This window comes from Aquimonas sp. (assembly GCF_044377145.1).
Lineage (GTDB): Bacteria > Pseudomonadota > Gammaproteobacteria > Xanthomonadales > Xanthomonadaceae > Aquimonas.
In genome coordinates, this window is the sequence record NZ_JBILJQ010000026.1 from 37,145 (window position 1) to 60,141 (window position 22,997).

Here is a 22,997-nt window from a genome sequence, read left to right on the forward strand (position 1 = left end):
CGCCTGCGACGGCTTTCCGGCGCCCGTGATCGTTTCCCTGCTGCTTTCTGGCGGCGTCGGGTGGGGTCTGTGATCCAGGTCGAGATGGTCTGGTCGGCTTGCCCGGATCCAGCCGATGCGGTGGCCGAACTGCGCCAACGGCTTGCCGAGCGCATGCCCGGCCAAACCCCGGTTGCGGCGATCTTCTACTGTGATGGGGCGTATCCGCTGCAGTCTCTGGCCGAGAATCTCGCCGAGACGTTTCCCTGCCCGCTGATGGGTTGCACCAGCGGCAGTCAGATCGGACCGCGCGGCTTCAGCCCCGGCGGCATTTCCCTGCTGGCCTGTTATGGCGAGGCCCTGCGGCTCAAGCCCTACCTGATCGAGCCTTTGTCGGACGCGCAGCGTGATGTCGCGGCGATTGCCGGCGATCTGCTCAGCAAAGGCTGCGCGCCCGGTGCCCGCCATTTCGGCCTGCTGCTGGTCGATGGCCTGCATCAAGGCGAGGAACAGGTGGCACACGCGCTGTATCACGGCCTGGGCGACGTGCCCTTCGTCGGCGGCTCGGCCTCTGACGACATGCGCTTCGAGCACACACCGGTGTACTTCGACGGCCGCTTCCGCAGCAACGCGGCGGTGTTCGGCGTGTTTGAAACCCCGCACGAGTTCATGGCCTTCCGGGTGCAGAACTTCACCCCGCGCCCGCAGCGGCTGGTGATTACCGAGGCCGATCCGGAGCGCCGGCTGCTGATCCAGATCAACGGCCTGCCCGCCGCCGAGGTCTACGCCGAAGTGCTGGGCGTGGCCGAGCGTGATCTCGACAGCCGCCTGACCGAGGCGCACCCGCTACTGGTGCGCCTGGGTGAACAGTACGTGGTGCGCGCGATCAGCCGGGTGACCCGCAATCGCGCCCTGCTGTGCATGTCCGCGGTCGAGGCCGGCGTGCTGGTGGCGGTCGGCGACGCGCAGTCGCCGCTGGCGGCGCTTGAGCGCGGTTTCGCCGAAGTGCGTGCCCGACTGGGCGAGACAGCTCTGGTGCTCGGCTGCGATTGCACCCTGCGCCGACGCCAGGCCGAGCGCGCCAACCTGGTCGGCCCCCTCGGCGATTTTCTGGCTGCACAGCACGTGTTCGGATTCTCGACCCACGGTGAGCAGTTCAACGGGCTGCACATCAATCAGACCTTCACCGCCATCGCGCTGGCAGCGCGCTGAACGCCATGTCCAAGTCTCTCGACCCACCACCTCCGGAACAGCCCCGCCCAGGCCCGCTTGCCACGCCACGCGAGGCCGGCCTGCGCGGGCTTGATCCCGAGGCCGAGGGCGACGAGACCAGCGCTGAATCCGACGCGGCCCTCAAACGCATGCTGGCCGCGCGTGATCGCACCATCGACGTGCTGATCAAACGGCTGGAGGAACGCAGCAATGGCGACCCCTCCGCGTTCGCCCTGCTGGAGCAGAACATCGCCCTGGAGGCGGTGGTCTCGCGCAAGACCCGCGAGCTCGACCGCGAGCGCCATCAGCTGCACAGCGCACTGGCCGAGCTGCACAGCACCCAGGCGCGCCTGCTGCAGTCGCAGAAGATGGAGGCCATCGGCCAGCTCGCGGCCGGCGTCGCGCACGAGATCAACACGCCGATCCAGTACGTGTCCGACAACGTCAGCTTTCTGCGCAGCGGTTTCGACACCCTGCTTGCGGTGGTCGACCAATACCTCGGCCTGCTGGCGGATGCGCGCCAGGCGCCGCTGTCGTCGGACCGGCTCGATGCGGCCGAGGCGGCGCTGAAAGCCGCACGGCTCGACTACCTGCGCCGCAACGTGCCGGATGCCTTCGATGAATCGCAGGAGGGCTTGAACCGCGTGTCCGGCATCGTGATGGCGATGAAGCGTTTCTCCCATCCCTCCGGTGAGGACATGGAGCCGGTCGAGCTGTCCGAGCTGATCAACACCACCGCGATGGTGGCGCGCAACGAGTGGAAATACGTGGCGGATCTTGAGACCGCATTCGACGCCAACCTGCCGCCGGTACCCTGTTTCCGCGACGAAATCAGCCAGGTGGTGCTGAATCTGATCGTGAACGCCTCCCACGCGATCGCCGACGTGGTGCTGGAGGCGCCCGGCACCAAGGGCCGCATCCTCATTTCGACGCGCCGCGTGGACGAGTTCGCCGAAATCCGCATCGCCGACACCGGCGGCGGCATCCCCGAGGCGATCCAGCGCTCGGTGTTCGATCCCTTCTTCACCACCAAGCCGGTCGGCAAGGGCACCGGCCAGGGCCTGTCGATGGCGTATTCCACGGTGGTCAACAAACACAAGGGTCGGCTGTTCTTCGAGACCGATCCCGGCCACGGCACCAGTTTCTGCATCCACCTGCCGCTGCAGGCGGCCGCTGCGGACGAGGAGGGCGCGGCATGAAGGTGCTGTTCGTCGACGACGAGCGCCGCGTGCTGGTCGGCATCGAACGCATGCTGTTCGGGCTCAACCGCGATTGGGAAATCCTGCTTGCCACCAGCGGTGCCGAAGCCTTGGCCGTGCTCGAACAGGGCTCGATCGACGTGGTGGTGACCGACATGCGCATGCCCGGCATGGACGGCGCCGAGCTGCTGCGCCAGGTCCGCCAGCGCTCGCCGGCAACCATGCGCATGCTGCTGTCGGGCCACACCGAAACCCAGGCGGCGATGCGTGCGCTGGACGTCGCCCAGCAGTTTCTGTCCAAACCCTGCGACCCGCAGGTACTGGTCGACACCATCGAGGGCGCGGTCGCACTGCGCAACCTGCTGGCCGACCCGGAAATCGGCAACACCGTCGGCCGCATGGCCACGCTGCCGGCGGCGCCGCACGTATTCGCCAAACTCAACCAGGCCCTGCAGGACCCGAACTGCGATGCCCGCCAGATCGGCGCCATCCTCGCCGAAGACCCGGCGATGACCGCCAAGGTGCTGCACATGGCCAACTCAGCCTTCTTCCCATCGGCCGGCCGTGCGGTCACCGACCTGAAGGCCGCGGTGCAGCGCATCGGCTCGACCATGATCCGCAACCTGGTGCTGGCAGCCGAAGTGTTCTCGCAGGACGCCTCCCGGCCCGATGTGGCCGAACTGCAGAAACAGGCGCTGCTGACCTCGGTACTGGCGACGCGGCTGGCCGGCGGCCGCACCGATGCCGACATGATCGGCATCGCCGCCCTGCTGGCCAATGTCGGCCGCCTGCTGCCGCAACCCGAAGGCGCGCTCGCCGAGCGCTTCGGCTATGCCGAAGTCGGTGCGTATCTGCTGGGCGTGTGGGGGCTGCCGATGGCGATCGTCGAGGCGGTGGCCCATCACACCCATCCGCAGCGCGGCTCGCCGCGCGAGTTCGGCATGGCCGGCGTCGTGCATGTGGCGGTCGCCCTGATCGCCGGCGAGCAGCCCGATCACGACTACCTGAAACGCATGCAGGTCGCCGACCGCCTGGACGATTGGCAGGCCAAGGCCGATGCCATCAAGGAGAACGACAATGTCTGAGGCCCTGCCGCGCGTGCTGTGCGTCGACGACGAGCCCAACATCCTGCGCGCGCTCACCCGCAGCCTGCACGGCCGCTTCGAACTGGTCACCGCGGTCGGCCCGCACGCGGGGCTGGAAGCGCTGGAGCGCGAAGGCCCGTTCACCGTCGTGCTGTCGGACATGCGCATGCCGGGCATGGACGGCGTCGAATTCCTCACAAAGGTCAGCCAGCGCTGGCCACAAACCGTCCGCATGCTGCTGACCGGCATGGGCGACACCGACGCCGCCGACCGCGCCACCCGCGAAGGCGTGATCTACCGCACCCTGGCCAAACCCTGCCCGGTCGACGACCTGCGCGACGCACTGAGCGTGGCGGTGGCGTTCGCGCGGATGCCTGGGAGGCCGGGAATGGGGAGTCGGGAATCGGGGGTGGTTTGAGAGGTGAAGTCCATACACCAAGTGTTAGGCCCCAGCCGGTATGCCATCCCAGCCGCGCCTGTCCCAGACCTGCTGAACTCTATGCCAGATCTCATCCGTCATCTGGAATTGCCAGACCCCACCCAGAAGCGACGCAAACTTTGGGTTTTGGCGAGCTAGCGCTTCAACGCGGTCAATGAATGCCGCACCATGGAAAGAAAGCAAATCCTCCAATGGGCCGGCGGCGAGAACGCCAAAATGCGCGGAGCATTGAGGGCTGTCGAGTGCAAAGAGAATGCACTGCCATGCTCTTTCGGGGTCGTCCCGGGCACCGTCGCCAAGCTCCGCGTATGTCCAGTCGTACTCTGCCTTCTCAACGGGGTCACCATTGCGCCGCCCGTGTCAACAGGGCTGACAAAACTACTCCCGTGATCCGGGCTTCTCTTTTTTCCTGCTGACCCGCTCTTGGCTTGACCGTCCCCGCCTGTGTTCTCGGTAAGGCTGCGGCCCTCGGCCGCACCAGTCACCATTTTGGTTGAGGCGGTGTCCCGCCCTCGGCATCGCTGCCCCAAACACTCATCGGTTCTGCCCTGGCGTCCATGTGGCCGGCATCGGCTGCACAGGTAACGTGGTTCGCGCGGTGCGCGTCCAACCCTTGATTGGCTCGCCGGGCAGGCGGCCCCTGCCTTTGAATCGGGTCCGACGACGCCTGGATCATTCAGATCTGGTGGTTGCAAGCCAACCCCATGTTCCGACCTCAGACGCCGCCGGTGTGCTTATCCGAAGGCCCGCTTCACATCGAAGTGGCCTCCGTCCTTGATCAGGTGGTAGCCGGCGCGGGCCAGCTTGTGGGCCACGGATTTGATCGCAACCGGGCGCGGCTTCTTACTCGCCTTGCGATCGAACCAACGGCGGATCTCAGGGCTATAGCGGATCGCGAAGTTCGCGGCTTCGATCCAAGCCCAGCTCAGGTAGCGGTTGCCGCACTTGGCGTTGCCGCTGCCCTTCTTCTTGCCGTTCGACAGGCGCGTGCTTTCGACCATGCGGCAGTACGAGGCGTAGTCGCCGACGCTGTCGAAGCGTGTGATCTCGCCGGTCTCTAGGAGGATCGTGCTGCCGAGAATGACTCCAATCCCGGGCGTGCTGCGCAGCGCTTGAAGTTCTGGCGTGGAACGGATCGACTCCAGCACCCAGCGCTCCATCTGGTCGACTTGTGTGTGCAGGCACTGCAGCAGCTTCAGCTCCGACAGCACCGCCAGGCGCTCATGCACATCGACGAACGTGGTCTCAATCGCCTCAGCGGTCAGCAGCCTCAGATCGTTGGTGCGTATGCCATGCCCCGTGCGTCGCGACCACGCGCTCTGCAGCGAGTTGGTCAGCGTCACGCTCTGGCGGACCAGCAGGAAGCGTCGTCGCAGCAGGTCGCGCACCGCGCGCTGTTCGCGCGGATAGATGTAGCCCTCAGGCAGCAGGTTCAGCCGCAAGAGATGTGCGAGATGTCGCGCATCCGTGTGGTCGTTGCCATGTTTCAGGCCCGCGTACTGCGGTATCGCCGCAGTGTTCACCAGCCGAACATCCACGCCAGCATCCAACAGCCCGTCGACCAACCAATACCAGTTGTAGGTCGACTCCACCGCCAGCGCCTTCAGAGCTGCGAGGAAGGGTGCAAGCGCTTGCAGCACCTGCTCCAGGCTGTTCGGCAAACGTCGCTCGAACACCACATGGTCCTGCTCGTCGATGACGGACAGCACCCCGTTGTTGGAATGAAGATCGATCGCTGCGTAAAGTGTCATCGCCGCCTCCTACTGCTGCTGGACATGAGCCAGCTAGGTTCCGCACCTTGGACTGTCCTGTCAGCAGTCGGGGGCGGCGCGATGAGTCTTCAGATGACCATCCGCGAGCCCAGCACTCCATAAGATACTCGATGGGGCGGCCAAGCTCTTTGTAGCGGTGGTAGGAATTCATGAGGTCTAATTCTTGAGTTAAGCCGAGCCGCGTAGAGGCATCGGCTTGAATGATCGAGTGGGGCCGCCTGAGTCACCCATCGCTAACGATGTCCCCGAGTCGCACTTCTTGGCCGTCGCGGTAATTCATCAAATGCTACCTATCGCCGCGGGACGCGGCAGCGACACGATGAAACATCAGGATTCACGGTTGTCTCTCTCTGCTGCCCGCTTGACCCCGCGGTATGTGTCGACATCGATGGATGCTCCGACAGAAGCAAGAAACCGAATGGACTCCCGGCTAAAGCCGATGGCCGGAGTGGGTAGACGATCATCGGGCGACACGGTGAGCACGACCTGGAGTGTTGCTTCGAGGTTGTGTTCGGCAGCAACCGATCGAATTGCATCTGCTGATTCAGCGAGCTTGTCAATCAAAGATTCGCCCATTTTGTAAACGTCGATGATCTCGGCTGAGATCTTCCCTGTCGAAAGCTCCCAAGATGAACGCTTGGGGATATAGTGAGCCTTTCGATTCACTCGGGATGGCTCGATTCCCAGCGCCGCTGTGACCACGGCAGGGTCGAATGCGTCACCCCGGAGTACAAAGTAAACCTCTCCTACGTTCACGACAGGATCTCCGAGCAAGATAGCGTTTGAGATGAGAGGCGTGAGTCGGTTTCCCGTGGCGCGTCCTTTCGAATGAAGGGTTGGGCGTCGGCGCCGTAGATCCACCGATTTCTTGAGCATCCGCTGAGCCAGACGGAGGAACTTCGCCTTTGCTGACTGAGGGTTCATACCTGCAGATTGAACTTTCACCATCGCAGACCACCCCGCGCCTTCTCAATACGAGACCAGACGATATCGCTGCCGCTCCTCCAGACCCCGCCGAGAAGCGTCCGAAAAGCTGGACTCCTTCGCGCCTCTAGCTCAATACGATCTACGAACTGATCCCCAACGCATTTCACGAGATCCTCAAGCGGTCCTGCGGCCAGATTTCCAAGCACGATGTCTGACGGAGTGCGGTCCAGCACCGCCAGAATAACCTGCCAAATCTCCTCGGGATCAAGGCTATCGCAAAACCCGGGCATCATGCGGTAGATGTACGGCCAATGCGGATCTTCGGGTGATTGAGGACTAGGTAGCTCCGCAGCCGCAGCGTATGCGGCTGCCCAAGCATCGATTTCGGTCGGATTCATCATCTGAAAGCTAACGCCTTTTAAGCCGAGCTGCTAAGTTGCGTCGAGCCGCGTGACGCATTGCCTTGGGTCGAAGACATCTTGAAGCGCCTCAATGTCTGCATTCACCCATGAAACGTCGACACCCATCTGCTGTGCTCCGGGTCAAAAAGTTAAGTCGAATCAGCAAATGCGTCCCGCTTGGATGATCGAACGGACTCCGCTGGCGCGATCTAACGCTTTGACTTAAGTCGCGCCCAAGGCGTCGGCATCAATGAATGGCTGGGCATGGCGTGCACCTAGTCCGCATTGCCGGTCTGCTGATCAAAGCTAGAGCTATGTGGTTCTGGCGGATCTGCGATTGCAGCCTTGGCCACAGCAATGACAACGATGGATCCGACAAGCGGCAGTGCTAGTGCAAACAGGACCTGCAACGCGCGTTGCGAGCTAGTGTAGCCAGGGACACTGAAGGTTGAGATTGCTGCCATGGCAACAAGGGCAAGGTGAAAAAATGTCGCAGCGATGAGAAACAGTGTTGAAGACATGACGCCTAACTCCTGAATTTGGCCGCCACGCATTGCGGCTGCGATGAGACAACACGTTCCGTCTAAATTCTCCCGCCACGAAATGAGCTCTTCGCCGAAATCCTCAAGAAGTGTGTTGCGATTCGTAGATGAATCCACAACTTAAATTGTCAGGGCTAGCTAGCAAGCCAGCATTCCGGCAGTGACGATGTCAGTCTCTAGAAGCGCGAAAGATAGGTCTTGGCCAACGCAAATCTCTTGACCATCTCGCTCTATATGTATGTCGACCAAAAAATAGCCATCTGGATCTCTTGGAGAGTGATAGCGAAAGTACTTCGGTGGGTCATTCCTTTTCACTTGGATGCCAGTTGTCTTGAAGAGGCTATCTAGCAGGGCGCCCAGTGTAGATCCAGCTAGTTCGATTCCAGCGGGTCGGGTGAGTTTTAGCCCTTGCTGCACAGACCAAGCGTTGAGGCCTGGGACCGGGCGTGGAAAGTCGCTGGAGTAGAATACTGGCATGCTGACATCCGATGTTTTTGTTGCAAGGCGTGAAGCTCGAACTAGGCGGGGGCGTAAAGCGGCTTCAGCTTGAATGATCTGCTAGCCATCAGCGAGTTCACAGCGAGCCTTGGTGAACGACAGTTCCCAAAACCCAGCTTGTCCAGGTAGCAAGCCGATTGTCCCACTAATCCGCCCGGAGAGCTCGATCGAGTAGGTGAAAGCACTCACCTCCAAGGAAGAGAGGTCCTTGGGCGAAAGGGAGCCACTTATTCTGATGTTTATGGTCTCTGCGTCGGTGATTCGGAGGACCTGCATGTCATAAGAATCATTGGCTTCGTTGTACGGAGTGACCGTAAGAGAAACGCCGCCCTCCCCGACACGGATCTCCGATACGGGGAGGTCGTGCCACTCAATGGAAGAGAGGGAATTCTCGGACATGATGCCTATCGCCTAAGTTAAGCCGCTCCGCGAAGCGACGTCGGCTTGAATGATCGAATGGACTCGCCAACAACCATGTTGGTCCACGGTGTTCGATTGAACTAATGGCCCTGCACCGTGGATTGCATCATGTCTAGAGCCGCTGAGCTCGACAAAGCAATACACGAGTGCATCCGCCTGCAAAGGCGCGGGAAGGGCGGGTCAGCAGGAAGAGATAACGCCTATTTCGTTGCCAGTCGACGGGGGCATACTTGAATTGTTAGGCCCCAGGCCCGGATGATGGAAGTGGACAGACTTCCATGGCTTGTATCAAGCCATCATTGAAGGTAAAGCGATGACCAACGTGCTCGTCGGCGAGCACAGAGCCAGCCAAGTTGCGCACGACTTGATGCACGTCGACCAGAATCTGCGAAGCATCTTGGTGATAAAGGGCAATCGGCTCAACGTGTGGATCGATCTCACTCCACTGTTCGGTCCAGTAGGCGCGGATTTGGTCATGTCCATGGGCAAAACCGCCTTTAAACGCCTTCGGCCAAGTCACGTCGGCAGTCATGAGGGTGAGAGCAGCACCAATGTCACGCGCGTTAAAGGCCACATACGCTGCGCGTAGCATCTGGATCTCTTGGGCAGATTGATCTGTCATGAGCGGTTCCTGAGAAATGAGGGAATGGACCTAACGCCGTGCGAACCGGCCTGGGGGCCGAGATGGATTGGTTTCAACGTAAATGTCCCCGAAGGCCCGGTTGAGCACAGTTAGTGATCAGGCCACTCCAAGCGCAGGCTGACGCGCGGGTGATCCTTGCCACTTGGAGCATAGAAGCTCTTTACGTAACCGGTGACTTTGGTGCCAGCGTCAATTTTCGCCGCAAGTCCTTCGGCCGCGGCGGCCTTTATGTAGCCTATCTGGACTAGCGATTGTCCAAGTAGTCCGAGCAACTTTGGAACAGAAATAAGTACAGCAATGGCGTTTGAATCATGCGGGTTGCTAGGGTCGCGTCGAAGCTGAACGGGCATGCCGTCCTTGCAGTGCTTTCGGATGGCGTCTGCGCGACCTTCAAATCCTGTGCCAGCGACAATTGCGTCCTTACCCATGCGGGTACTCCTGATGTTTTACGCCGCGTTAAGCGGCCGCGGGCCGAAAGAGCATCAGGAAACACCATGGCCTGTCCCCGCGATCCGCTTGAACGCATATTTCCATAAGAAAGGTCGAAGTCCGCCACTGGGCCTGTTCAACCAACGGCTCAGATCGCGGCTGCGCGCGATCTATCCATTTACGTTATGCCCCAGCTGCGTTGGCGCGGTAATGGTTAACTAGCCACCCACGCGGCGTGATCTGAATTGTCTTTCGTCGTCGGTCTCCTTCGTCTTTGGTGCTGACCACGAGGCCGGCATCCTCCAGATCCTTGACGTGCGGACGAAACGCTTGGGAACTGTTGAAACGGAAGTGCTCGAAGTCGCTTGGGGCAAACAAACCATCGACGCTCACAGCGTCCGCGAAGACTTCCCAAGCGCGCCCGCCCACGACAGGCTTGGCAGAGTCGTAAGCGGCACGACACTTCTGCTCCAGCCAGTTTCTAAAGAGGTCCGCCTTGTCAGCTTCGGAGTCCGGGTGCAGATCTTGCTCGCTCACAAATTGGCAGAACTCGTCCGTGTGCCCAAGAAGCGCGCGTATGTTGCCAAGCAGGATTCCGTAGAGCCGGACGAAGTCGCCTTGTAGAAGTGGCAAATATGGGCTCTCTGAAGCAGCGAATGCTTCAACACGCGATGTATAGATCTCCCCCACGCATTCGTCAGGAATTTTCTTCACGTCGATCGGGTCAAACATCATTCCATCGAGCCGCGGCGAACTTGTGACACCTCTAACAATCCCAAGGGCGCCGCAGAGTACCCAGCGAAGGCCTTGCACATTAAACAGCTCGTCGCGGAGCGCTTCCAGCAGATCACGGGCAGCCTCGGAGGTTTGGAGCAACTCGAGATTGTCGATGACGCAGATGATTCCGCCAGACCCTTCGGCAGGAAAAACGCACGAGAGGATGTTCTTCACCGTGCTCGGGAAGCCAGATTGCGTGTAGCCTTCGCCGGTATTGGTTTCCACCGACCTACCGCCTCCAAGGGGACCCAATGTCCCTTGGATGCTCCGCATTTGGGGTGCGTTGATCCAGTCCCTCAGTCCGGTCGCTTCTACCACGCTTCGGAGGCGATCACCTTCGATCTGGCTGCTGTACTCGATGAGAGTTTGCGCAACTTCGAGGAGTACTTCCATGACGAAAGAGTCGCGGCTGGAAGTAGGCGTGAACTGGAAGATCTTCCTGCAAGGAATGTAGAGAGGCTTGCCCGGGTCCGCGGCGAAAGCGTTGAAACAAGAGAAGCCAGCGACGTTGACAATGCTGCTTTTCCCAACGCCATTCATCCCCTCGAGCGTGGGTAGCTTCGGCGGATTGTTGATTCTCCGCGTCAATGTGGCGAGCTCAGTCGACCGCCCTACCAAGAGTTCAGCGCCGGTTTGGTCGGGCGGTAGGGAACGAACGTTGAACGGATTACCGCGGAACCCCCAAGCTACATACGTTTCCACCTGTCTGGATCTCCTTGAGATTCGGTCTGCGGCATAACGCCCTGGTAAGCGGCCTGCGGCCGACAGTGATTGGTTCACTCGAAGCATCTCCGCGCAGGTCCGCTTGGCTACGCAGCTAGAGCGCGAAGCGGCCGACATGGGCGGGTGGGTGAACTACTTGGTACCGCTCAGACTTGCCATAAAACTTAGCAATCACTGCTTCGCCAAGAGCACCGTGCAACTTTAGGAATGCCTTGATGCGAGCCAGCACGGCCGACCATGGCCCGCGCACGTGGATGAAGATGTTGAACTTCCCTTCGCCGATGTCGTGACCGTCCACGTACCCATCTCTGCACTGCGAGAACGCCTGAAAGAGTGATTCCTCTATGAGGAAGAGGCGATCGACGTCGCTTGTCGAATCCATCCTAAGTTGTACGATCACCTTGTCCATGACAAGAGCGCTCTAACTCAATGTAGACGTCAGATTGACGTCTAATCTGTCGTATCGTTCGGGCGCCTGAGCGTCCGTGCCAAGAAACATCGGAGCCAAATCAGAGCTTTATGCCACGTCGTTGCACTCGGGCTGTCATCCAATCTGACTGTCCCCGCCCAAGCCACCCCAATCCCGTCGCAACCTACAGCAAGCCGCGTCTCGCTTCAATTCCTGCTCCCGCAAACGCCGCATCAGGTCGACCGGACGAGGAGATGTCGGCCGCGTCGCCTCCACGCCCACTCGATCGGGTCCGCGGTCCGCTGCGCCGAGTCGGTGGTGCTGAACAAACCGATCAGGTCCTGGCGTGCCGACTGCCAACTCAGGAGCGCTTGTCCGTTATCACCGACAGCATCACAAGGGTCTCTCCAGACGCTCAGAGGCGCGATGCAGGCCTTGAGGTCGAGCTGCCCCCGCCACCCGAACGTCGCACGCGGTGGCCTTTCAGCGCTGCCGAGTTGCCGTGACCGCTAATCTCAATCTGCGCAGCTGACGCACGGAGAACATAGCGCGCGGCAGCGCCGGGCCCATCGCCTCACCGGCTCTGCTCAACGATTCCCGAATCCCCAATCCCGATTCCCAGCCCTCAAGCATCCAAATCCGGTATCAGCCCACTCTCCAACCTTGCGATCTGGTCCTTGATCCTGAGCTTGCGCTTCTTCAGCCGCCGCATCTGCAGCTCGTCGGTGCCGGGGGTTTGCGACAGGCGTTCGATCGCCAGATCGAGGTCGCGGTGTTCGAGTCTGAGTTCGGCCAATTGGTGGACCAGGTCGCTCGTATCGCTCGAAAGCATCGCGTCGTCCACAGCACGTCGGGGCGGGGAGCGCCGAGCTTAACCCGCCGCCCTCGGCGTCGAACAGCGGCCGCTTCGGCCTGATGTCGCAGGCCCGGGGCGGCGCGGGACGGGCTGCTAAACTTCGCGGCCACCACGCCCCTCTCCGGCAGCCGCGCCCCATGTCCACCGCCCGCAAACAGCAGTTCGAGCAGCACAAGCTGGCCAAGCGCCTGCGCCACCAGGTCGGCCAGGCGATCGCCGATTTCGGCATGATCGAAGAGGGCGACAAGGTGATGGTCTGCCTGTCCGGCGGCAAGGACAGCTACACCTTGCTGGACGTGCTGATGCAGCTGCAGGCCAAGGCGCCGGTGCGCTTCGAGCTGGTGGCGGTGAACCTCGACCAGAAGCAGCCCGATTTCCCCGAGCACATCCTGCCGGCCTACCTGGGCGAGGTCGGGGTGCCGTTCAAGATCATCGAGCAGGACACCTACTCGGTGGTGAAACGCGTGGTGCCCGAGGGCAAGACGCTGTGTTCGCTGTGCTCGCGGCTGCGCCGCGGCGCGCTGTACAGCTACGCCGCCGAGCACGGCTTCACCAAGATCGCGCTGGGCCATCACCGCGATGACCTGCTGGCGACCTTCTTCATGAACCTGTTCTTCCACGCCAAGCTGTCGGGCATGCCGCCCAAGCTGCGCTCCGACGACGGCCGCCACACGGTGATCCGCCCGCTGGCCTACGTCGCCGAGGCCGATATCGAGGTCTACGCCGAGGCCAAGGGTTTTCCGATCATTCCGTGCAACCTGTGCGGCTCGCAGGAGAACCTGCAGCGCAAGCAGGTGCGGCGGATGATGGACGACTGGGAGCGGCAGTGGCCGGGCCGGCTTGAGACCATGGCCCGCGCGCTCGGCGATATCCGCCCCTCGCAGCTGTCCGACCGCAACCTGTTCGACTTCCTCGCCTTGGGCCGCAGTGGCGATGCGCCCTTGCCCGATGCGCACGCCTGGCTGGCCGGTGAGCCCGCGGCCCGCGGCGCCGATGGCAGCCGCGATGACGACGCTACCGCGCCGCGCCCACTGGACATCCCGATTCGCCTGCACGCATGACGCCTTAACTTCGAGCTGCGCTGCTGCCGCCGTCATGGCGGGTCACGGGTCTGCTGGCCCGCCGCCCACGCAGCAGCCCTGCGCTCGCCCTCCCGCCCTTCTCAGATGGATCGCCCATGTTCTTTCGCAACCTGACCCTGTTCCGCTACCCGACCTCGATCAACGACAGCTTCGAGAACCTCGAAGAAGCGCTGGCCCCGCATGTGCTGAAGCCGGTCGGCTCGCTGGAGCTGTCCTCGCGCGGCTTCGTGTCGCCGTTCGGGCGCGGCGACACTGTGCTGTCGCATCGCATCGGCGATGCCGTGCTGTTGACGCTCGGCGGTGAGGACAAGCTGCTGCCGGGTTCGGTGGTCAACGATGCGCTGTCGGCCAAGCTCGACCACATCCGCGAAACCGAGGGCCGCAACCCCGGCGGGCGCGAGCGCAAGCGGATCAAGGACGAAGTGCTGACCGACCTGCTGCCGCGTGCTTTCGCGCGTTCCTCGCGCTGTTCGGCCTACCTCGATCTGCAGCTGGGCTGGGCCATCGTCGACAGCAGTAGCCGCAAGAACGCCGAGAACTTCGTCAGCGCCGTGCGCGAGGCGCTGGGCAGCTTTCCGGCGGTGCCGGTGAATGCCGAGTCCAGCCCGCGCGCGCTGATGACCGCGTGGATCGCCGGCGAGCCGCTGCCGGACGGTTTCGTGCTCGGCGATGAATGCGAGCTGCGCGACCCGGTCGACTCCGGCGCGATCGTCAAATGCCGCCGCCAGGAGCTCGAAGCCGACGAGGTGCGCGAGCATCTGAAGTGCGGCAAGCAGGCCTTCCAGCTGGCGTTGATCTTCGAGGAGCGCCTGAGCTTCGTGCTCGGCGAGGACCTCGTCATCCGCAAGCTGAAGTTTCTGGAAACCGTCACCGAATCGCTGGAGCAGGGCGAGCGCGACAGCCAGCGTGACGAGGTCGATGCGGTGTTCGTGCTGATGAGCGGCGAGCTGCGCATCCTGCTGAAGCGGCTGGAGGAGATCTTCAGCTTCAGTCGCGCCGAGGCCTAGATGGGCGTAGGCCGCGCGAACTGGGGCCGAGTGGGCGCAGGTCGCTCACGCCTGAGCCGAGCGGCTGCGGGCCGCTCAGGCAAGGGCCGCATTGGCGTCGGCGGCTCCTTTGCGGTTCGAGCTGAAGCAGGTCGAATGCTCAGCGCTGCGGCTCGAAGGGCCAGGGACATGGCAACGCCGCCCGCCCGCACCCGGCGCGCGTTCTAGCCGTGGCCCGTCTACTGCGCAGCGAGCGGCGCCTGCGCCTGCCGGACGGCAGCGAGGCGGTGCTGCAAGAAGTCCGTGATGCGCGCGCGCGGCGGCTGAAGCTGATGGTCAGCGAGCGCGGGCCGCGGCTGACGGTGCCGCGTGGCGTCGGCGAGGGCGATATCAGCCGCTTTCTCGAACAGCACCGCGGCTGGCTGCAGCAGCAGCTGCGTTCGATGCAGGTGCAGACCGGCCTGGGCGGCGTGCAGCAGGCGCCGCCGGAGCCGCATCCGCTGCAGGCACTGCTGGCCGCGGCCGGCGGTGTCGACCCGGCCTCCGCACCGCTGGACCGTCTGCTGCTGCGCGGCCAGCACCTGCCGATCCTGCGCACTGAATCGCAGCGGCTGGCCGCGCAGGCGCACCCCGATCATCTGCAGCTGCACCTGCCGCCGCGCTTCAGCCCCAAGCAGCTGCAGCGTGTGCTGGCAGATTTCCTGCTGGCCGAGGCGCGGCGCGATATCGGCCACTGGCTGCCGCGGTATCTGCCAACCCTGCCGACCGCCCCGCGCAGCATCCGCCTGCGCCCGCTGTCGAGCCTGTGGGGTTCGTTGAATGCCGCGGGTGCCGTCTCGCTCGACCTCGCCCTGGTGCAGGCGCCGCCGCGGGTGTTCGAGTACGTGCTGGTGCACGAACTCTGCCATCTGCTGCAGCGCAATCACTCGCCTGCCTACTGGGCCGAAGTTTCCGCACGCATGCCCGACCACCTGCAGCAGCGGGCCTGGTTGAAGGCGCATGGTTTGCCGCTGAAAGCGGGGCTTCGGAGGTTGCTGGCGCTGGCGGGGTAGGGGTAGTTCGGTGTTCGGGATTCGGGATTCGGGATTCGGGATTCGGGATTCGAAGCCGGCGGTGTGTCGCGGATGGTTTTGGCTTGGGTTTGGCCAAGTGCACATGGAGGGGTGGGCACGGCCATGAAAACAATCGATGGCTTTCGAGATCATCGGGCTCGCACCGCGGCAGCAGCTGCGAGGTGTGTTGCGCCAGCGTGCCAATGCGCCAGTGCACGAGTGCTCCATGAAGCGTCCGCCGCTCCGGCAACTCGATGGGATCGCCACGCAGACGTGCCCCGCGCGCCTTGGCGCAAGTTGTAGCCTTGTGTTCAGATACCGCACGATTCGAGCGGCCGCCTTGGACCACACCGACCCAGTGCTGCTGCTCCGCACCGCGAGCGTCGCCCCTCTGGAGACTGCCATGTTCTTTCGCCGATGCCTGGTCGCGTTGTTCGCGCTCATCGCTGTGCTGCCCGCTGTGGCCTCCGAGCCCGAGGAGTTGAAGATGTACACGCAAGCCGACCTCGCGAAACTGGAATTCCTGCAAGGACGTTGGCAGGGCGAGGCGCCGGATGGCAGCCCATTCTTCGAGGAGTACGCGTTCGCAAATCCCGGTGAGCTGCGCTCAACGCGATTCACCGATGCCCGCTTTGTCGAGGCGGCCGATGGCAGCACGGTGCGGCTGGAGGATGGTCAGCTGATTTCGCGCTGGAACGAATTCAGCAGGCGCGCATCCTCGCTGAGCGAGGGCGAGGTGTGCTTCGAGCCAGTGCAGGCGCCCAGCAGTTTCTGCTGGGAGCGCGTCAGCGCCGACGAGGTACGCGTCACCCAACGCTGGACCGATGCCGAGGGTGCGGCGCAGCAGTACGCGCTGTCGCTGCGGCGGATCTGAACGCTACCGGCGGACGCGTGATGCCCTACCAGCCGATCAAGCTCGACGAGAAACTCGCGCGCTTCAGCCAGCACTGGTCACCGCGTGTGGTTGCGGAGATGAACGACTACCAATTCAAGCTCGTCAAGCTGGCGGGCGAGTTCGTCTGGCACGCCCACGCCGACACCGATGAAGAGTTCATCGTGCTGCAGGGCGCGATGCGCATCGAGTTCCGCGATGGCGAAGTGGCGCTGCGCGCCGGCGAGATGTTCGTGGTGCCCAAGGGCGTCGAACACCGTCCGTGCGCGGAAGAAGAGTGCAGCGTGATGCTGGTCGAGCCGCGCGGGGTGATCAACACCGGCGAAGCCGGCGGTGCCTACACCGCGGCCAACGATGTCTGGGTGTAGGCGCGCGAGGGTACGGGCACGGTTGCGCCGAGACTGCCTGCGTGGACCCGCATCGCGTGTAGAGGTCGGGATGCGCAGTCGCTTGGCGATCGGGCACGAGGCCGACGCCGATCTGGGTTCGTTTCAACGGCGAGAGCAATGACAGCCATCGTCGTGCTGCCGGGGCTGGATGGCACCGGCGAGCTGCTGGAGCCCTTCCAACGTGCCCTCGCTCAGGCGGGCAACTCGGTCGAAATCATCAGCTACCCGCCGGATCGCCCGCTGGGCTACGCCGAGCTTGAGACCCTGGTCCGTACGCTTCTACCGCAGCAGCCCTTCGTGCTGATGGGCGAGTCGTTTTCCGGGCCGCTGGCCGTGGGTATCGCCGCCAATCCGCCGCCGCATCTGCGCGGCTTGATCCTGTCGACCACGTTTGCCGTTTCGCCGGTACCGGCGCTGCGCGCCTTCGCGGATCTGATCCGGTTTGCCCCGGCACGACCGCCGATGCCGGTGTTGTCGTGGTGGCTGCTGGGGCGGTGGTCGACGCCGGAGCTGCGTGATGCACTGGGCGCAGCCTTGCGCGCGGTCGCGCCCGAGGTGCTGCGCACACGTGCAGCCGCGGCCCTGCGGATCGATGTGCGGCCGCTGCTTCAGCAGGTTCGCGTGCCCGTGCTGTGCCTGCAGGCGACCCACGACCGCCTGGTCTCGCCGTCGGTGCAGGCGCGCTTGGCGAAGGGTTTGCGGAACAGCCAGATTGCCACCATCACCGGCCCGCATTTGCTGCTGCAGACAGCGGTGGATGAATCCGCCGCGCGCGTGTCGCGCTTCGTCGCGGCGCGGGGCTGAGCGTTCAGCCCGATTTGTGGACTCGTTGCCGGCATCGGCCGTCGCGGTGTCGGGCCTCGACTTCTAACTCAGCCCAACCGTTCCAGCTTCTCGAATCCCGAACCCCGGCTTCACCGTAGGTTGGCGCTGAGCGCAGCGAAGCCCAACGGCGCGGCCTGTCCACTCGTCCAGCACGAGCCCGTTCGCGGCGCCACCAACGACAACGGCGTGGCGCGCGATGGCGATCGCGAACGGTGTAGCCAGCACGATCAGCGTGAGCGGTCGTGCACGGGTGGTCGCCGACCTACGCCGGCACCCACAGCGCCGGCAGGCCTGGCAGGGAGCGCAGCAGCGGGATCAGCTCGCCGCGCTTGACCAGGTCGGTGGCGCGTTCGATGTCCGGGGCGAGGTAGCGGTCGACCTCGACGCTCGGGCACCGCGCGCGCAGCAGAGCGTGCGCGGTTTCCAGCGGCTGCGAGCTGCGCAGCGGGCGCAGGAACTCGATGCCCTGGGCGGCGGCCAGCAGTTCGACGCCCAGAATGCAGGCGACGTTGTCGATCATCGGCTGCAGGCGGCGGGCAGCGAAGGTCGCCATCGACACATGGTCTTCCTGGTTGGCGCTGGTCGGCAGACTGTCGACCGAGGCCGGGTGCGCCAGCGACTTGTTCTCGCTGGCGAGTGCAGCGGCGGTGACATGGGCGATCATGAAACCGCTGTTCAAACCGGCGTCTGCAGTGAGGAAGGGCGGCAGCTTGGACACCCCGGCATCGATCAGCATGGCGATCCGGCGCTCGGCGATCGCGCCGACTTCGGCGATGGCCGTGGCCATTGAATCGGCGGCCAGGGCGACCGGTTCGGCGTGAAAGTTGCCGCCGGACACCATCACGCCTTCGTCGGCGAACACCAGCGGATTGTCGGTGACGGCATTGGCCTCGCGCAGCAGCACGCGCGCGGCATAGCGCAGTTGATCGAGACAGGCGCCGACGACCTGCGGCTGGCAGCGCAGGCAGTATGGATCCTGCACGCGGTCGTCGCCCTCGGCATGCGAGGCGCGGATCGCACTGCCGGCAAGCAGGGCGCGATAGTACTGGGCCACATCAATCTGGCCGGGCTGGCCGCGCACCGCATGGATGCGTGGATCGAACGGGCCATCACTGCCACGGGCGGCATCGACGGTGAGCGCGCCGATCACCAGGGCCGACTCCAGCACCGGCTCGAACGCGAACAGCGCATGCAGGGCGAGCGCGGTCGAGGTCTGGGTGCCGTTGATCAGGGCCAGGCCTTCCTTGGCCTCCAGCACCAGCGGCTGCAGACCGTGATTGGCCAACACTTCGCTGGCCGGACGGCGTTCGCCGTGGACCAGGAATTCGCCTTCGCCGATCAGTGCGAGGCTCATATGTGACAGCGGAGCGAGATCGCCCGAGGCACCGACCGAGCCCTGCGCCGGCACGTAGGGCACCAGGCCTTCGTTGTAGACGTCGAGGATGGCGTCGATCACCTCTTCGCGCACGCCGGAATGGCCGCGTGCAAGGCTGGCCGCCTTGGTGACCAGCATCAGCCGCACGACTTCAGGCGACAGCGGCGCACCGACGCCGACCGAGTGCGAGCGGATCAGGTTCAGCTGCAGCTGGGCGAGGTCGGCCTTGCTGATACGGGTCGAGGCGAGTTTGCCGAAGCCGGTGTTGACGCCGTACACGGGCGCATCGCCCGCTGCCGCCGCCTGCACCATCGCCGCCGCAGCGCGGACGCCGGCGCGGGCATGGCTGTCGATCTCGATGCGCACGCGGCTGGCGTGCACGGCCTGCAGTTGTTCGAGGCTGAGCTGGCCGGGGGTGATGGTGAGGGTCATGGTGGCTCCAGTGGTGGTGGTGGCTTGCTGTGGCTGCTGGCAAGCCAGCTCTCGTTTGCGTTAGGTGTGACGTCGCAGCTCCGCTCTTTGAGCCCCTCTCCCCGAGCTTCGAGCCCCTCTCCCCGTGGGAGAGGGGTTGGGGAGAGGGTCCGGCAGCCCTCACTCGGCAATCCGGAGAGAGCCACAGCAAGCACATCGTGCGGCAGCGTTTGAAGGTGGACAAACCCTCTCCCCCAGCCCCTCGCCCCGAACTTCGAGCCCCTCTCCCCGTGGGAGAGGGGTTGGGGAGAGGGTCCGGCAGCCCTCACTCGGCAATCCGGCGAGAGCCGCGGCGAACACATCGTGCGGCAGCGTTTGAAGGTGGACGAACCCTCTCCCCCGGCCCCTCTCCCACGGGGAGAGGGGAGCAAAGCGCCGGGACTCGTGGTCATGGAGAGGCAATACGGGCGCCTCAAGCAATCAGGTGGCAAGGCGCGCCTAGACTCATCGGCGGGAGAGGTGCCTCGCAACTCAACCCAACATAGGCAAATCCAGCCCCTGCTCGCGCGCGCACTCCTGGGCGATCGCGTAGCCCGCATCGGCATGCCGCATCACCCCGGTGCCGGGGTCGTTCCACAGCACGCGGGCGATGCGCTTGTCGGCGGCTTCGGTGCCGTCGCAGACGATCACTACGCCGCTGTGCTGGCTGTAGCCCATTCCGACGCCACCACCGTGGTGCAGGCTGACCCAGGTGGCACCACCGGCGACATTCAGCATCGCATTCAACAGCGGCCAGTCCGACACCGCATCCGAGCCATCCTGCATCGCTTCGGTCTCGCGATTGGGGCTGGCGACCGAGCCCGAATCCAGATGATCACGGCCGATCACAATCGGCGCCTTCAGCTCGCCCTTGCGCACCATCTCGTTGAAGGCGAGGCCAGCGCGATGCCGGTCACCCAGGCCGATCCAGCAGATCCGCGCAGGCAGACCCTGGAACGCGATGCGCTCGCCGGCCATGTCCAGCCAGCGATGCAGGTGGCGGTTGTCGGGGAACAGCTCTTTGATCTTGGCGTCGGTCCTGGCGATGTCTTCGGGATCGCCCGACAGCGCGACCCAGCGGAACGGGCCGACGCCGCGGCAGAACAGCGGCCGGATGTAGGCCGGCACGAAGCCGGGAAAATCGAAGGCATTGTTCACGCCCTGATCGAACGCGACCTGGCGGATGTTGTTGCCATAGTCGAAGGTCGGCACGCCGAGCGCCTGGAAGTCGAGCATGGCCTGCACATGCAGCGCGCAGCTTCCTGCAGCCGCCTCACGCAGCGTGGCGTGCTGGCTGACATCGCTGCGCGCAGCCTGCCACCGCTCGACGCTCCAGCCGACCGGCAGATAGCCGTTCACCAGATCGTGTGCCGAGGTCTGGTCGGTGACCAGATCGGGCTTGAGGCCGCCCGCTTGCGCGCGCCGCACCAGCTCCGGCAGCAGCTCGGCGGCATTGCCGAGCAGGCCGATCGAGACGGCTTTGTCTGCATTGGTGTAGCGACGGATGCGGTCGATCGCGTCGTCGAGGTCATGCGCCTGCTCGTCGAGATAGCGCGAGCGCAGACGGAAATCGATGCGCGACTGCTGGCATTCGATGTTCAGCGAGCAGGCGCCCGCGAAGCTGGCCGCCAGCGGCTGTGCGCCACCCATGCCGCCGAGGCCGGCGGTGAGGATCCAGCGTCCGCTCAGATCGCCGCCGAAGTGCTGACGGCCGGCCTCCACGAAGGTCTCGTAGGTGCCCTGAACAATCCCCTGGCTGCCGATGTAGATCCAGCTGCCAGCGGTCATCTGGCCGTACATCATCAGGCCCTTGCGATCGAGCTCGTCGAAGTGTTCCCAGGTCGCCCACTTCGGCACCAGGTTGGAGTTCGCGATCAGCACCCGCGGCGCATCGGGGTGCGAGGGGAACACGCCGACCGGTTTGCCCGACTGCACCAGCAGGGTCTGGTCGTCGTCGAGGCGTTCCAACGTTTTCAGGATCGCCTCGAAGCAGTCCCAGTTGCGCGCCGCCTTGCCGATGCCGCCGTAGACCACCAGCGCGTCGGGGTTCTCGGCCACGGCCGGGTCCAGATTGTTCTGCAGCATCCGCCAGGCGGCCTCGGTCTGCCAGCTCTTGCAGTGCAGCACGCTGCCGTGCGGCGCGGACACGCGGCGCGGTTGCGCCTTGGATACAGGGGCGGACATGCGGATCTCCCGGTGCGGATGGGGCAGGGCGGGCGTGGCGCCCGGCTGCGGGTGTCGCGTACGCTACCTGTCTAGACAAGCTCAGGCAAGGAGGCCCCGTGCCCGCTCCCCGCTCCAAGGCGCTGGCGCCGTATGCCCGCATCAAGCAGCAGCTGAAGCAGGCGCTGGCACGTGGTGACTACGCCGAAGGCGCGCAATTGCCGAGCGAGGCGGCGCTGGTGGCCGAATTTTCGGTCAGCCGCATGACGGTCGGCCGCGCGTTGAACGAGTTGGCGAGCGAGGGCTTGATCAAGCGCGTGCAGGGCGTCGGCAGCTTCGCGGCTTCACTGCATCGGGTGTCGAGCACGCTGACCTTGCGTGACCTGCACGAGGAGATCGCTGCCCGCGGCCACCACCACACCGCGACGGTGAAACTGCTGCGTGCGGAAACGCCCAAGCCCGCGCTGGCGCGGAGGTTCGGGGTGGCCGAGGGGCTTGAGTTGTTCCACAGCGTGATCCTGCACGCCGAGTCCGGGCGCGCGCTGCAGCTGGAGGACCGTTGGGTCAATCCAGCGGAAGCACCGGACTACCTGCAGCAGGACTTCAGCGTGATTACACCGACCCACTACCTGTTCGGCGCGACCGCGCTGTGGAGCGCGCGCTATGCCATCGAGGCTGCACGGCCGAGTGCCAATGAGGCGCGCTGGCTCGGCATCGCCCGCGACGAACCCTGCCTCGTGGTGACACGCGAAACCCGCAGCCGCAGCGCGGTCATCACCCGCGCGCGGCTGGTGCATCCGGGCGCGGCGTATGCAATCGAGGGCGAGTTCAGTCCCTGAGCTGCCGCCGAATTTTCCCAACCTGATTCAAGTGCCTGCGCTAAGGCCAACAGCGAGCGCAACATCCATGCGTTCTTCTCGTGGATGTTCAGAAGCTGGGTCAGCAGGTCGGCGCTGGGTTCGTCGACGTCGTTGTTGGCTGCTTCCAGCACCCTGCGCGCAATGCGGCAGACCGCCTCATTGTCCAGTTTCGATTGCTCGACCATGGTGTTCCAGTCAGCCACGATGTCGCGCTTCCGCAGCCATGACACTGCTGAGCTTGAAGACCCGCACGCAAGAGGCGGAGGAGCCGGGGGCGCGGATGCGCTCGGGTGGTTCATGCAGGTGGGCCCTGACAGCCTGCAGAGCGGGTCCAATCGGCGAGTCGGATTGAATGACGAGTTCTCGGATGCAGTCGAAGCATCGAGTCTGTTCTGGTGCAGAGTGACCTCTGAGCCCGATCCTGGCGGTCCACCCATGAGTTCTTGAGTAGAATTTCGCAGCCGTCGCCCGAAAGCCTGCAATCCCGCTAGGGAACCTCTGTTTTATCCCAGCCCGGCTGGTAGAATTTGTGCATCACCCACATGACAGTCACCCCATGAAGCAGACCACCTTCGACTCTCTGGCCTACACGGCGAAGAAGAAGCAGACGCG

Annotated in this window: 23 protein-coding genes and 2 pseudogenes; 11 read left to right on the forward strand and 14 right to left on the reverse strand. The window is 64.0% G+C overall.

Going from position 1 to position 22,997, the window contains the following annotated elements:
• Positions 1 to 60 precede the first annotated feature (60 nt).
• Genes ACIQ7H_RS09985 through ACIQ7H_RS10000 form a run of 4 tightly spaced genes read left to right on the forward strand, consistent with a single transcriptional unit; the run spans position 61 to position 3,893 of the window.
• Positions 61 to 1,191, forward strand: a complete 1,131-nt coding sequence (locus ACIQ7H_RS09985; protein ID WP_395790947.1) for an FIST N-terminal domain-containing protein — start codon at positions 61 to 63, stop codon at positions 1,189 to 1,191.
• Between the two features lie 5 nt (positions 1,192 to 1,196).
• A complete protein-coding gene (locus ACIQ7H_RS09990) occupies positions 1,197 to 2,390 on the forward strand; it encodes a sensor histidine kinase (protein ID WP_395790949.1) in 1,194 nt (397 codons plus the stop codon).
• The gene (locus tag ACIQ7H_RS09995) at positions 2,387 to 3,475 is read left to right on the forward strand and encodes an HDOD domain-containing protein (protein WP_395790951.1); all 1,089 of its coding nucleotides are present in this window, start codon (positions 2,387 to 2,389) and stop codon (positions 3,473 to 3,475) included. Before ACIQ7H_RS09990 ends, ACIQ7H_RS09995 begins: the two co-directional genes overlap by 4 nt.
• Entirely contained in the window at positions 3,468 to 3,893 is a 426-nt protein-coding gene (locus ACIQ7H_RS10000) for a response regulator (RefSeq protein WP_395790953.1), read from the forward strand. Before ACIQ7H_RS09995 ends, ACIQ7H_RS10000 begins: the two co-directional genes overlap by 8 nt.
• Before the next feature lie 24 nt (positions 3,894 to 3,917).
• On the opposite strand, the pseudogene ACIQ7H_RS10005 reads toward ACIQ7H_RS10000, so the two are convergent.
• The 11 genes and pseudogenes from ACIQ7H_RS10005 to ACIQ7H_RS10055 form a co-directional block, all read right to left on the reverse strand.
• A pseudogene (locus ACIQ7H_RS10005) lies at positions 3,918 to 4,244 on the reverse strand (DUF6869 domain-containing protein); the annotation flags it as partial.
• 404 nt (positions 4,245 to 4,648) lie between these two features.
• Positions 4,649 to 5,665 (reverse strand): IS110 family transposase, encoded by a 1,017-nt coding sequence (locus ACIQ7H_RS10010; RefSeq protein WP_395790955.1) that lies wholly within the window; start codon positions 5,663 to 5,665, stop codon positions 4,649 to 4,651.
• Between the two features lie 348 nt (positions 5,666 to 6,013).
• Positions 6,014 to 6,442, reverse strand: a complete 429-nt coding sequence (locus tag ACIQ7H_RS10015; protein WP_395790957.1) for a DUF4279 domain-containing protein — start codon at positions 6,440 to 6,442, stop codon at positions 6,014 to 6,016.
• 185 nt (positions 6,443 to 6,627) lie between these two features.
• On the reverse strand, positions 6,628 to 7,011 hold the full coding sequence (locus ACIQ7H_RS10020; RefSeq protein WP_395790959.1) for a DUF6869 domain-containing protein: 384 nt from the start codon (positions 7,009 to 7,011) through the stop codon (positions 6,628 to 6,630).
• Positions 7,012 to 7,289: 278 nt separating this feature from the next.
• Positions 7,290 to 7,535 carry a hypothetical protein gene (locus tag ACIQ7H_RS10025; protein WP_395790961.1) on the reverse strand — a complete coding sequence of 82 codons (246 nt, stop codon included), beginning with the start codon at positions 7,533 to 7,535 and terminating at the stop codon, positions 7,290 to 7,292.
• 579 nt (positions 7,536 to 8,114) lie between these two features.
• A complete protein-coding gene (locus ACIQ7H_RS10030; RefSeq protein WP_395790963.1) occupies positions 8,115 to 8,453 on the reverse strand; it encodes a hypothetical protein in 339 nt (112 codons plus the stop codon).
• 259 nt (positions 8,454 to 8,712) lie between these two features.
• Positions 8,713 to 9,096: a nuclear transport factor 2 family protein gene (locus tag ACIQ7H_RS10035; RefSeq protein WP_395790965.1), complete on the reverse strand. Its 384-nt coding sequence runs from the start codon at positions 9,094 to 9,096 to the stop codon at positions 8,713 to 8,715.
• Between the two features lie 110 nt (positions 9,097 to 9,206).
• Positions 9,207 to 9,545: an HIRAN domain-containing protein gene (locus ACIQ7H_RS10040; RefSeq protein WP_395790967.1), complete on the reverse strand. Its 339-nt coding sequence runs from the start codon at positions 9,543 to 9,545 to the stop codon at positions 9,207 to 9,209.
• Between the two features lie 184 nt (positions 9,546 to 9,729).
• Positions 9,730 to 11,025 carry a hypothetical protein gene (locus ACIQ7H_RS10045; RefSeq protein ID WP_395790969.1) on the reverse strand — a complete coding sequence of 432 codons (1,296 nt, stop codon included), beginning with the start codon at positions 11,023 to 11,025 and terminating at the stop codon, positions 9,730 to 9,732.
• A 115-nt stretch (positions 11,026 to 11,140) separates the two neighbouring features.
• Positions 11,141 to 11,455, reverse strand: coding sequence for a hypothetical protein (locus ACIQ7H_RS10050; protein ID WP_395790971.1), 315 nt, complete (start codon positions 11,453 to 11,455; stop codon positions 11,141 to 11,143).
• Positions 11,456 to 12,080: 625 nt separating this feature from the next.
• The gene (locus ACIQ7H_RS10055; protein ID WP_395790993.1) at positions 12,081 to 12,287 is read right to left on the reverse strand and encodes a YdcH family protein; all 207 of its coding nucleotides are present in this window, start codon (positions 12,285 to 12,287) and stop codon (positions 12,081 to 12,083) included.
• A 161-nt stretch (positions 12,288 to 12,448) separates the two neighbouring features.
• On the opposite strand from ACIQ7H_RS10055, the gene ttcA reads away from it, so the two are divergent.
• The 6 genes from ttcA (at position 12,449) to ACIQ7H_RS10085 (ending at position 17,516) form a co-directional block, all read left to right on the forward strand.
• Positions 12,449 to 13,372, forward strand: coding sequence for a tRNA 2-thiocytidine(32) synthetase TtcA (gene ttcA, locus ACIQ7H_RS10060; protein WP_395790973.1), 924 nt, complete (start codon positions 12,449 to 12,451; stop codon positions 13,370 to 13,372).
• Positions 13,373 to 13,488: 116 nt separating this feature from the next.
• Entirely contained in the window at positions 13,489 to 14,400 is a 912-nt protein-coding gene (locus ACIQ7H_RS10065; protein WP_395790975.1) for a recombination-associated protein RdgC, read from the forward strand.
• A gap of 209 nt (positions 14,401 to 14,609) precedes the next feature.
• The gene (locus ACIQ7H_RS10070; RefSeq protein WP_395790977.1) at positions 14,610 to 15,431 is read left to right on the forward strand and encodes a M48 family metallopeptidase; all 822 of its coding nucleotides are present in this window, start codon (positions 14,610 to 14,612) and stop codon (positions 15,429 to 15,431) included.
• Between the two features lie 403 nt (positions 15,432 to 15,834).
• Entirely contained in the window at positions 15,835 to 16,305 is a 471-nt protein-coding gene (locus ACIQ7H_RS10075; protein ID WP_395790979.1) for a hypothetical protein, read from the forward strand.
• A 20-nt stretch (positions 16,306 to 16,325) separates the two neighbouring features.
• Positions 16,326 to 16,691 (forward strand): cupin domain-containing protein, encoded by a 366-nt coding sequence (locus ACIQ7H_RS10080; RefSeq protein WP_395790981.1) that lies wholly within the window; start codon positions 16,326 to 16,328, stop codon positions 16,689 to 16,691.
• 138 nt (positions 16,692 to 16,829) lie between these two features.
• Positions 16,830 to 17,516 (forward strand): alpha/beta fold hydrolase, encoded by a 687-nt coding sequence (locus tag ACIQ7H_RS10085; protein ID WP_395790983.1) that lies wholly within the window; start codon positions 16,830 to 16,832, stop codon positions 17,514 to 17,516.
• A gap of 283 nt (positions 17,517 to 17,799) precedes the next feature.
• Here ACIQ7H_RS10085 and hutH read toward each other — a convergent pair whose 3' ends face one another.
• Together hutH and hutU are read right to left on the reverse strand one after the other, a co-directional pair.
• Positions 17,800 to 19,344: a histidine ammonia-lyase gene (gene hutH, locus ACIQ7H_RS10090; RefSeq protein ID WP_395790985.1), complete on the reverse strand. Its 1,545-nt coding sequence runs from the start codon at positions 19,342 to 19,344 to the stop codon at positions 17,800 to 17,802.
• Between the two features lie 510 nt (positions 19,345 to 19,854).
• A complete protein-coding gene (gene hutU / locus ACIQ7H_RS10095) occupies positions 19,855 to 21,546 on the reverse strand; it encodes a urocanate hydratase (RefSeq protein WP_395790987.1) in 1,692 nt (563 codons plus the stop codon).
• Positions 21,547 to 21,644: 98 nt separating this feature from the next.
• Here hutU and ACIQ7H_RS10100 point away from each other — a divergent pair, with 98 nt between their 5' ends.
• Entirely contained in the window at positions 21,645 to 22,364 is a 720-nt protein-coding gene (locus ACIQ7H_RS10100; RefSeq protein WP_395790989.1) for a UTRA domain-containing protein, read from the forward strand.
• 47 nt (positions 22,365 to 22,411) lie between these two features.
• Here the strand turns inward: ACIQ7H_RS10100 and ACIQ7H_RS10105 are convergent.
• Positions 22,412 to 22,585: pseudogene (locus tag ACIQ7H_RS10105) on the reverse strand (ferritin-like domain-containing protein); the annotation flags it as partial.
• Positions 22,586 to 22,997 lie beyond the last annotated feature (412 nt).

Coding starts and splice junctions, on each gene's coding strand:
- ACIQ7H_RS10010 (WP_395790955.1), bottom strand. CDS start 5,665: ATGACACTTTACGCAGCGATCGATCTTCATTCCAACAACGGGGTGCTG.
- ttcA (WP_395790973.1), top strand. CDS start 12,449: ATGTCCACCGCCCGCAAACAGCAGTTCGAGCAGCACAAGCTGGCCAAG.
- ACIQ7H_RS10085 (WP_395790983.1), top strand. CDS start 16,830: ATGACAGCCATCGTCGTGCTGCCGGGGCTGGATGGCACCGGCGAGCTG.
- ACIQ7H_RS10040 (WP_395790967.1), bottom strand. CDS start 9,545: ATGGGTAAGGACGCAATTGTCGCTGGCACAGGATTTGAAGGTCGCGCA.
- ACIQ7H_RS10055 (WP_395790993.1), bottom strand. CDS start 12,287: ATGCTTTCGAGCGATACGAGCGACCTGGTCCACCAATTGGCCGAACTC.
- ACIQ7H_RS10080 (WP_395790981.1), top strand. CDS start 16,326: ATGCCCTACCAGCCGATCAAGCTCGACGAGAAACTCGCGCGCTTCAGC.
- hutU (WP_395790987.1), bottom strand. CDS start 21,546: ATGTCCGCCCCTGTATCCAAGGCGCAACCGCGCCGCGTGTCCGCGCCG.
- ACIQ7H_RS09990 (WP_395790949.1), top strand. CDS start 1,197: ATGTCCAAGTCTCTCGACCCACCACCTCCGGAACAGCCCCGCCCAGGC.
- ACIQ7H_RS10020 (WP_395790959.1), bottom strand. CDS start 7,011: ATGAATCCGACCGAAATCGATGCTTGGGCAGCCGCATACGCTGCGGCT.
- ACIQ7H_RS10075 (WP_395790979.1), top strand. CDS start 15,835: ATGTTCTTTCGCCGATGCCTGGTCGCGTTGTTCGCGCTCATCGCTGTG.
- ACIQ7H_RS10050 (WP_395790971.1), bottom strand. CDS start 11,455: ATGGACAAGGTGATCGTACAACTTAGGATGGATTCGACAAGCGACGTC.
- ACIQ7H_RS10000 (WP_395790953.1), top strand. CDS start 3,468: ATGTCTGAGGCCCTGCCGCGCGTGCTGTGCGTCGACGACGAGCCCAAC.
- ACIQ7H_RS10035 (WP_395790965.1), bottom strand. CDS start 9,096: ATGACAGATCAATCTGCCCAAGAGATCCAGATGCTACGCGCAGCGTAT.
- ACIQ7H_RS09995 (WP_395790951.1), top strand. CDS start 2,387: ATGAAGGTGCTGTTCGTCGACGACGAGCGCCGCGTGCTGGTCGGCATC.
- hutH (WP_395790985.1), bottom strand. CDS start 19,344: ATGACCCTCACCATCACCCCCGGCCAGCTCAGCCTCGAACAACTGCAG.
- ACIQ7H_RS10025 (WP_395790961.1), bottom strand. CDS start 7,535: ATGTCTTCAACACTGTTTCTCATCGCTGCGACATTTTTTCACCTTGCC.
- ACIQ7H_RS10065 (WP_395790975.1), top strand. CDS start 13,489: ATGTTCTTTCGCAACCTGACCCTGTTCCGCTACCCGACCTCGATCAAC.
- ACIQ7H_RS10030 (WP_395790963.1), bottom strand. CDS start 8,453: ATGTCCGAGAATTCCCTCTCTTCCATTGAGTGGCACGACCTCCCCGTA.